Genomic DNA, 9,979 nt, shown 5'->3' with positions numbered 1-9,979 from the left:
GGTAGCGCAGTCAATTGCGCCCCCAGCGTAAACCGGTTTACTTAGACAATACGCCCCGCTTTGCGGCTCAGGTTTTTTATTATACTGCGCGGCAAAACTTGATAACTTAAACAAGGCTTCTCTATTTACACCTAATAGCAGCACATTGTAACTACAGCTATTGTTAATCGGCGGGCGTGTATTTAACGCTGCAAAACCAAGTTGATGTAAAAAGGAAGGCGAAACTTGCTCATAGTCACTCCCTTTGTGCAGCGCTAAATGGTTAAATGCCGCGCCTTTAGGCAGTAAGTTTTGGGTTAACAATAGTTGAAGATCATTCCAGCGACCTTGCTTTAAAAGAGCATGCGCGAGTTGTTGGCGCTTGTTATGCCCAACATGCTCAATACTTTGTAGCCAAAATAACTTTGCTTGTTCGTTTTTGCTTGCATTAATCAGTTTTAAAGAATAATTGTACTGAGCTGATGGGATATTTTTACGCGCTAAAAAGCCTAATGTCAGCTCGGGAAGATGCGCAATATTATTTGAAAAGTAACGGGGAAATTGCCAATAACTTTGCAGCGGATTAGCCTGAGCGTGAAGTACATGCCAAAAGCTAATGCTGCTTAACTGGTTGCTAGAGCCTGCAATAAACAGGCTAAATAGCAAACCAATCAGATAACACGAGTATTTAACTAGCGTCTGCACCAGCCATAAGCTCAAGCTCTAAACGTGCATATTTGTATTCAATAAACTCATGCACATTAGTGGATAATGCCAACCTAAAGTAATCAGCAGCTAAAAACTGCTCACCGGCTGCTTGGTGCATTTTGGCTAAGTAAAAGTACGCCTCGCACAAGCGCTGTGCGTATTCTTGCTCTGATTTAACGCCCTCGCTAATACCCGATAAAAACGTATGCTCACTCATATCGCCGGTATAAAGCGAAATTAACTGATACGCCCATTGCGATTCATCAAGGGCTGCAGCATTTGTTTTAAGAGCCGCTAATGCTTGTTGTTTATCCTCTTGTGATTGTGCAAGGTAAAGCCATAACACACGATAAGGATCGTTTGGTGAACGTGCTAAAAACTCATCAAAGTCACTTTGCGCTAGGTTTGCTCTTTCACCATAATACAGTGCAATGCCACGGTTTAAATAAGCGTATTCATGCTCTTCATTAAGCTCAAGGGCTGAGTCAAAAAACTCATACGCTTTTTCGTATTGCTGCATTAAAGTGTGCTGAATACCTAAAAAGTTATACACCTCAGCTAAATCAGGCTTTAGTTTTATAGCGCGGTTAAAATCAATGCGCGATAACGTGGTCATTCCTAAGCTATCAAATAATACCCCACGGTCATAGTAAAGCTTAGCTTGTTGCTCGGTACTTAAATCGGCTCTATTTAATAGCTCAGAGTAACGTGCAATCGCAATTTCACTTCTAAAGTCAGATGCAAGGGGTGCAGTAAAAGGCACATTAACAATCGGCGTAGGTTTTGATTCAGTCGTGGTTTGGCAAGCGCTTAAAGACAAAATAGCAAAAGATGCCAAAGCTAAATGTTTGAGTATCATTAAAATCCTTAATACCAAGATATATCGCAATAAAAATAAGACAGACCTTGTCTAATAAGGTTTCATTAAAGCATAAAAAAAGGGGCTAAACAGCCCCTTTTTTATTATCCCGCGTATATTAACGGGTTAAAGTTTAGCAATTATGCGTCTTTCGACTCATCAGCTGCAGGTGCTGCTGATTCCATTGCTTCTTTAATGCTTAGACGTACACGGCCTTGGCGGTCTACTTCTAGTACTTTAACTTTAACTTCTTGACCTTCACTTAAGTGGTCAGTTACGTTGTTAACACGCTCTGTGCTGATTTGAGAAATATGCACTAGGCCATCTTTACCAGGAAGAATGTTTACAAACGCACCAAAGTCAACAATACGTACAACTTTACCAGTGTAGATCGTACCTACTTCTAGTTCTGCTGTTAATTGCTCAATACGTGTAATTGCGTTTTGCGCGCTTTCACCGTCTGTTGCAGCAATCTTAATTGTACCGTCGTCTTCAATTTCAATTGTTGTGCCTGTCTCTTCAGTAAGTTGACGGATTGTAGCGCCACCTTTACCAATTACTTCAGCAATCTTCTTAGCAGGAATTTGCATAGTGTAGATGCGAGGAGCAAACATTGATAATTCTTCAGAAGGAGCAGAAATCGCTTCATCCATCACACCTAAAATGTGTAAACGTGCAGCTTTTGCTTGTTTAAGCGCAATTTGCATGATTTCTTGTGTGATACCTTCAATCTTGATATCCATTTGTAGTGCAGTGATACCGTTAGTAGTACCTGCTACTTTAAAGTCCATGTCACCTAAGTGATCTTCATCACCTAAGATATCTGAAAGAACAACAAACTTCTCATCTTCTTTCACAAGACCCATCGCGATACCCGCAACAGACGCTTTAATTGGTACACCCGCGTTCATAAGTGCTAGTGACGTACCACAAACAGATGCCATTGAAGACGAACCGTTAGATTCAGTGATTTCAGATACAACACGAATTGAGTAAGGGAACTCAGTAAGTGTAGGCATTACAGCAGAAATACCACGCTTAGCTAGGTTACCGTGACCAATTTCACGACGCTTAGGAGAACCTACAAAACCAGTTTCACCTACACAGAATGGAGGGAAGTTGTAGTTAAGCATGAAGTGGTTTTTGTGAGTACCCGTTAAATCATCGATTAACTGTGAATCACGTTCTGTACCAAGTGTAGCTGTAACTAATGCTTGAGTTTCACCACGAGTAAAAATTGCAGAACCGTGAGTACGTGGTAATACACCTGTCATTACGTCTAGTGCACGGATCATGTCTGGTTCGCGACCATCGATACGTTTTTCACCAGCAGTGATGCGGCCACGTACAATTTTCTTCTCTAAAGAACCAAATACTTTACCTACTTCTTGCTTATCAAGTGTTTCATCTTCAGCAAGCTCGCTTGTAAGCGCTTCAATTACAGCGTCTTTTGCTGCAGTTAATGCTTCTTTACGCGCTACTTTATCGGTAATACGGTAAGCTTCACCTACTTTATCAGCAGCAAGTTCAGCTACTTTTTCTTCAAGCGATACGTTTTTCTCAGGTGCAGACCAATCCCATGTAGGCTTGCCCGCTTCTGCTTTAAATTCGTTAATTGCGTTGATAATAGCTTGAGATTGCTCATGGCCGTATACAACCGCACCTAGCATTACGTCTTCAGCTAGTACGTCAGCTTCTGATTCAACCATTAGTACTGCGTTATCAGTACCCGCTACAACTAAATCAAGTTGGCTTTCTTCAAGCTCTTTTAGTGTTGGGTTAAGTACGTACTCACCGTTGATGTAACCAACGCGTGACGCACCAATTGGGCCGCTAAATGGGATGCCTGAGATAGCAAGTGCTGCTGATGTACCAATCATCGCAACCATATCTGGTTGGATTTCAGGGTTTACAGAAACAACAGTTGCAATAACTTGTACTTCGTTTACGAAACCATTTGGGAAAAGTGGACGAATTGGACGGTCAATAAGACGTGCAATAAGTGTTTCGCCATCGTTAGGACGACCTTCACGCTTTAAGAAACCACCAGGGATACGACCAGCAGCGTACATACGCTCTTGGTAGTTAACTGTTAGTGGGAAAAAGTCTTGACCAGGTTGAGCTTCACGCTTACCAACGACAGTAACTAATACTGACGTGTCGCCGATGCTTGCTAATACTGCGCCGTCTGCTTGACGTGCGATCGCACCTGTTTCTAGGGTAACTGTGTGTTGACCTAGTTGAAATTCTTTAATAATTGCTTGCACTTAAAATATTCCTTAAATGTTTTTATATTTCATTAATAAGTGTCATTAAAAGGGCCAATTACAGTACATAATTGTATTCAGTTGGAAATCAATTAAGTACTACAATTGGCAAAATTTTTAATGACTGCAGATAACCTATTTATCTACGCGCATAGTATATACCAAAGCGACGTAAAATTGCGAGCCTACCCAAAGATAAAACGTAATCGCTTTTGCCACATTATTTTTTAATTGTTTTATAGCAAAGCGTTTAATTAAGCTTGTAATTTTTAGCTATGAAAAACCTTTAGATAGTTAGGTGAATAATTCGCTATTAAATTGTTCTTAAAGATAATTTTAACGCAGTTGTTGCAAGCGTTGCCAAGCCTTAATTGTTAAGTGCTAGCACAAGGTTGGTGTTATTTATATTAAAGGGAGGTTAAGTTAATGATGGGGTGTGAGGCGTTAAATTTAGGCACAAAAAAAGGAGCTATAAAGCTCCTTTTCTCGTAATCAAGTTCTTAGCGACGTAGGCCAAGCTCTTGGATTAACGCAGTATAACGCGAGATATCTTTACCTTTAAGGTAATCAAGCAATTTACGGCGAGTACTTACTTTACGAAGCAGACCACGACGTGAGTGGAAGTCATGCTTGTGGTCAGCAAAGTGACCTTGAAGCTTGTTGATATCAAAAGTAAGTAAAGCTACTTGTACTTCAGGTGAACCTGTGTCGCCTTCAGCACGTGCAAATTTAGCAATGATATCGATTTTTTCTTGATTGCTTAGTGACATAATAACTCCAAAAGTTAAATTTAATAGGTGCTTTAGCCGATCACTAATTCAGCCAAAACGATTAAGCGGGCGTATTCTACCAACTATGAGAATAACTACAAGTTAAAGTTTACTCGGGTTGCTGATTAGACAAGCCACGCTTTGATTTTAAATGCCCGTCAGGGTTGCGCTCACCGGTACCAATAAACACACCATCAGCAAGGACTTTAATTGCACCTTCGGGTAAATCAGTGCCTAATACGACTGCTTGTCCATGGCTAAACGAAACACCCTGCTCTTTGCTAATTTCTACAACGGGTAAATCAACCAATGCACTATCCATTGGTAATAGTAATTCATCAAGGTATGTAGAAGGGGCAAACTCTTCTTCTTTAGCCTTGGCTAATAAGGTTTCAAGGTGCTCAAGCGATACCATTTTATCTTTAGGGTAATGGCCAACCGCTGAGCGATGCAGCATAATAACATGTGCGCCACAGCCTAGGTTTTCGCCTAAATCATCAACAATGGTACGAATGTACGTCCCTTTAGATACATGGGCGGTCATTTGCACTTCGTTATTTGCTTCGTCAAACTCATCAAGCGTTAAGCTAAACACGTTTATTTTTCGGCATTTACGCGGTACTTCAATGCCTTCACGCGCGTATTTATATAAAGGCTTACCTTCATATTTAAGCGCTGAGTACATTGATGGATACTGATCTGATTCGCCTAAAAACTTTTCAACTTCTGCAGCTAACTGTTCAGTGGTAACGTTTACATCACGGGTTTCAACCACTTCGCCATCTGAATCAGAGGTAGTTGTGCGCTCACCTAGCTTTGCTCTTACCACATAAGTTTTATCTGTATCGAGCAAAAATTGGGTAAACTTGGTCGCTTCACCAAAGCAAATAGGCAGCATGCCAGTGGCCAGTGGGTCTAGCGCACCGGTATGGCCAGCTTTTTGGGCAAAATAAATACCTTTAGCTTGCTGTAGGGCTTTGTTCGATGAAATGCCTTGAGGTTTGTTTAACAACAAAATACCATCAATCGGACGGCCTTTACTGCGTCTTGCCATTAGTCTTTAGTGCCTTCTTCGCTATCAGTTTCATCATCAACATGTTTAGCGTTATCTTCGCGAATAACCGAGTCCACTAAGTTAGAGATACGCATCCCTTCCATTAGTGAGTTATCTACTACAAATTTAAGCTCAGGCATTATACGAGCACGGATACGCTTACCCAGTAACGAGCGGATATAGCCCGTTGCTTCGTTAAGTATTTTTGCGCTTTCTTTTGCTTTGTTTTCATCTTCGGTATTAAACACCGTAATAAAAACTTTTGCGTAAGATAAATCGCGCGATACTTCTACCGCAGACACTGTCACCATGCCTAAGCGCGGATCTTTAATTTCGCGTTGTAAAATTACAGCAATTTCTTTTTGAATTTGCTGAGCAACACGATCAGTGCGAGAAAATTCTCTCATGATTGTTTTCCTAAAATCATAACTTACTGAATTAAAATAATAAGTTAATTAAATAATGGATACAGAAATGGGGGCAAAGCCCCCATTTACAATCTTAGTTTACGAGCAATTAAAGTGTACGTTGTACTTCAACTGTTTCGAATACTTCGATTTGGTCACCAACGCGAACATCGTTGTAGTTCTTAACGCCGATACCACATTCCATGCCGTTACGAACATCTTGAACGTCATCTTTAAAGCGACGTAGTGACTCAAGCTCACCTTCGTAAATAACCACGTTATCACGTAGTACACGAATTGGTGCGCTGCGTTTAATAGTACCTTCAGTAACCATACAACCAGCAATTGCGCCAATTTTTGGAGACTTAAACACGTCACGTACTTCAGCAAGACCAATAATCTCTTGCTTAAACTCAGGAGCAAGCATACCAGACATGGCTTGCTTAACTTCTTCGATTAGCGCGTAGATTACGCTGTAGTAGCGAAGGTCTAAGTTTTCAGTATCAATCACTTTACGTGCAGATGCATCGGCACGAACGTTGAAGCCAACTACGATTGCGTTAGATGCAGCAGCAAGTGTTGCATCAGTTTCGGTGATACCACCTACGCCAGAACCAACAATCTTCACTTTTACTTCATCAGTAGAAAGCTTAGTTAGTGAGTCTGAAATTGCTTCGATTGAACCTTGAACGTCTGCTTTAAGTACCACGTTAACTTCTGATACATCGCCTTCAGCCATGTTAGTAAACATGTTTTCAAGCTTCGCTTTTTGCTGACGAGCCAATTTAACGTCGCGGAATTTACCTTGACGGTATAAAGCAACTTCACGCGCTTTACGCTCATCTTTAACAACAGTCGCTTCATCACCTGCAGCCGGAATACCAGATAGACCTAAAATTTCAACTGGAATAGAAGGACCTGCTGATTTAATGTCTTTACCGTTTTCGTCTTTCATTGCACGAACACGGCCGTATTCAAGACCACACAGTACGATATCACCTTGGTTAAGGGTACCTGATTGAACTAAGATAGAAGCAACCGGACCACGTCCTTTATCAAGACGAGATTCAATTACAACACCTGCTGCCATGCCTTCTGATGGAGCACGAAGCTCTAAAAGCTCAGATTGCATAAGAACAGCTTCAAGTAAGTCATCAATACCTAAGCCTGTTTTAGCTGAGATATGAACGTACTGCGTATCGCCGCCCCAATCTTCTGGGATAACGTCTAGCTGAGCTAGCTCGTTTTTAACGCGATCTGGATCTGCGCCTTCTTTATCCATTTTGTTTACAGCAATAATTAAAGGAACGCCAGCTGCGCGAGCATGCTGTACCGCTTCTTTAGTTTGTGGCATTACACCATCGTCTGCTGCAACCACTAGGATTACGATATCTGTCGCTTTAGCACCACGTGCACGCATTGATGTAAACGCGGCGTGACCTGGTGTATCTAAGAAAGTGATCATGTTGCCGTTAGTTTCAACGTGGTATGCACCAATGTGCTGTGTAATACCACCGGCTTCGCCTGATGCAACTTTAGCTGAACGAATGTAATCAAGCGTTGATGTTTTACCATGGTCAACGTGACCCATTACAGTTACTACTGGCGCACGCGGCTCAGACTTACCATCTTCATGACGGTCATTTAGTACTGTTTGCTCTAATTCGTTTTCTTTAACGATGATAACTTTGTGACCCATTTCTTCAGCAACAAGTTGTGCTGTTTCTTGGTCAATCACTTGGTTAATGGTAACCATGTCACCCATTTTCATCATTGTTTTAACAACTTCAGCGCCTTTAACAGCCATGCGTGATGCAAGCTCAGCTACTGTAATTGTTTCGCTAATACGCACTTCATTTTTAACATCTGCAGTTGGTTTTTGGAAACCATGTTGCAATGATGTAGGTGCTTTTAGCTTGCCTTTACGGCCTTTAGCGCCTGCAAATTTATCTTTTGCTGGGGCTTTTTTCTTTTTCTTCGCGCGGCGTGAACCTTGCTCATCACGTGCATCGGCAACATCTTCTGCCTCACGTGCATAAGTAGAAGTCGTAAGATGGTGATCCGCGGTTTCTTCGCGTTTCTTACGTTCTTCTTCTTCTTTTTTCCAGCGAGCTTCATTTTCTTCAGCTAGCTTTCTTGCCTCTTCTGCTTGACGTTTCGCTTCTTCTTCAGCTTTCTTCAATGCGGCCTCTTCTGCTTCTTTCTGCAGACGCTCAGCTTCGATGCGATCTTTCTCAGACTTAGCACTTTGCTCTGGGGTCATCTGCTGTTGTTTAGCTTTACGCTCTGCATCTGCTTTGCGTTTAGCTTCTTCTTTGGCTTTACGATCAGCGTCTTCTTTTGCTTTACGTTCTGCCTCTTGTTTCGCTTTTAATTCAGCGGCTTCTTGTGAAGCTTTTTGCTGCTCTTCGATACGCGCTTTTTCTTCAGCAGCTAGACGTTGCTGTTCTTGCTCTTGCTCCATTGCGCTCTTTTTCACGTAAGTACGTGTTTTGCGAACTTCAACTTGAACAGCTTTTGCCTTACCCGTAGAGCCCGTTACACTTAATGTGCTTTTGCTCTTACGTTGTAAAGTCATACGTGCTGGGCCATCTGAACCAGTACCACCGTGCGATTTGCTTAAGTGATCAAGTAACTGTGCTTTTTCAGCTTCAGTTACATTATCACCTGCTTTTTTAGTGATACCCGCTTGTGAAAATTGCTGAAGCAATTTATCAACAGTTGTACCTATATCGCCGGCTAGTTTTTCAACATTTACTTCTGCCATAGTGTGTAATACCTCCGTTAATAAATTACTCGTCTGCGAACCAACAAATATTACGTGCAGCCATAATTAGCTCACCTGCTTTTTCAGGTGTTAGCTCTGTAATATCTACCAATTCATCAATACCTTGCTCAGCTAAGTCTTCAAGTGTAACTACACCCTTGCTTGCCATAACAAATGCTAGATGACGCTCTAAGCCTTCAAGCGCAAGTAAGTCTTCTGCAGGCTCTACACCTTCTAAGCTTTCTTCCGTTTTAAGCGCTTTAGTGGTTAATGCATCTTTTGCACGTGAGCGCAGTAAATCAACCGTTTCTTCATCTAGGCCGTCGATTTCTAAAAACTCAGAAGCTGGCACATATGCTACTTCTTCAAGTGTTGAGAAACCTTCGTTGATAAGTAATGATGCAAATTCATCATCAATATCTAAGTTTTCAGTAAATAAGTTAATTAACTTATCTGACTCTGCTTCGTTTTTAGCGCGCATGTCTTCAACAGTCATTACGTTTAGTTCCCAGCCAGTTAATTGGCTTGCTAAACGAACATTTTGACCATTGCGACCAATTGCTTGTGCTAGGTTATCAGCTTCTACAGCGATATCCATTGAATGAGTGTCTTCATCCATTACGATTGAAGCTACTTCAGCCGGTGCCATTGCGTTAATAACAAACTGCGCTGGGTTGTCATCGTAAAGTACGATATCAACACGCTCGCCACCAAGTTCTGATGATACAGCTTGAACACGTGCACCACGCATACCAACACACGCACCTACTGGGTCAATACGCTTGTCGTTAGATTTAACGGCGATTTTAGCGCGTGAACCCGGATCGCGTGCTGCAGCACGAAGCTCAATCATTTCTTCGCCAATCTCTGGCACCTCAATGCGGAATAATTCCATCAGCATTTCTGGTTTTGAACGCGTTACAAATAACTGTGCACCGCGAGCTTCAGGTTTAACTTCGTAAAGAAGACCACGGATACGGTCACCCGGACGGAAGTTTTCACGTGGCAGCATATCGTCACGGTAAATAACCGCTTCTGCGTTGTTACCTAAATCAAGTACGATTGCATCACGTGTTGCTTTTTTAACGACACCTGTTACTAGCTCGCCTTCTTGATCTTTATAAGCTTCTACAACTAAGGCGCGCTCAGCTTCACGTACTTTTTGTAC

Annotated in this window: 7 protein-coding genes and 1 pseudogene; all 8 read right to left on the bottom strand. The window is 41.8% G+C overall.

Features of this window, described 5'->3' with window-relative positions:
• Positions 1-684, bottom strand: a pseudogene (locus B2R65_RS01950) (hypothetical protein); the annotation flags it as partial.
• Positions 668-1,546, bottom strand: coding sequence for a lipoprotein NlpI (gene nlpI, locus B2R65_RS01945; protein WP_029773956.1), 879 nt, complete (start codon positions 1,544-1,546; stop codon positions 668-670). The pseudogene B2R65_RS01950 and the gene nlpI, both read right to left, overlap by 17 nt.
• A 140-nt stretch (positions 1,547-1,686) precedes the next feature.
• Positions 1,687-3,813, bottom strand: a complete 2,127-nt coding sequence (gene pnp, locus B2R65_RS01940; protein WP_004585889.1) for a polyribonucleotide nucleotidyltransferase — start codon at positions 3,811-3,813, stop codon at positions 1,687-1,689.
• A 500-nt stretch (positions 3,814-4,313) separates the two neighbouring features.
• Entirely contained in the window at positions 4,314-4,583 is a 270-nt protein-coding gene (rpsO, locus tag B2R65_RS01935; protein ID WP_004585888.1) for a 30S ribosomal protein S15, read from the bottom strand.
• Positions 4,584-4,692: 109 nt separating this feature from the next.
• On the bottom strand, positions 4,693-5,637 hold the full coding sequence (gene truB, locus B2R65_RS01930; protein ID WP_286740622.1) for a tRNA pseudouridine(55) synthase TruB: 945 nt from the start codon (positions 5,635-5,637) through the stop codon (positions 4,693-4,695).
• Positions 5,637-6,044 (bottom strand): 30S ribosome-binding factor RbfA, encoded by a 408-nt coding sequence (rbfA, locus tag B2R65_RS01925; RefSeq protein ID WP_004585886.1) that lies wholly within the window; start codon positions 6,042-6,044, stop codon positions 5,637-5,639. The genes truB and rbfA overlap by 1 nt, the downstream gene beginning before the upstream one ends.
• Before the next feature lie 109 nt (positions 6,045-6,153).
• On the bottom strand, positions 6,154-8,811 hold the full coding sequence (gene infB / locus B2R65_RS01920; RefSeq protein WP_286740620.1) for a translation initiation factor IF-2: 2,658 nt from the start codon (positions 8,809-8,811) through the stop codon (positions 6,154-6,156).
• Positions 8,812-8,836: 25 nt separating this feature from the next.
• Positions 8,837-9,979, bottom strand: a 1,143-nt coding sequence (gene nusA, locus B2R65_RS01915; RefSeq protein WP_286740619.1) for a transcription termination factor NusA, incomplete at its 5' end; no start/stop codon positions are given.

Source organism: Pseudoalteromonas sp. UBA2102, assembly GCF_002331165.1.
GTDB lineage: Bacteria > Pseudomonadota > Gammaproteobacteria > Enterobacterales > Alteromonadaceae > Pseudoalteromonas > Pseudoalteromonas atlantica.
The sequence above is the reverse complement of the archived record's forward strand: the minus strand, read 5'-3'. Positions and strand labels throughout refer to the sequence as shown.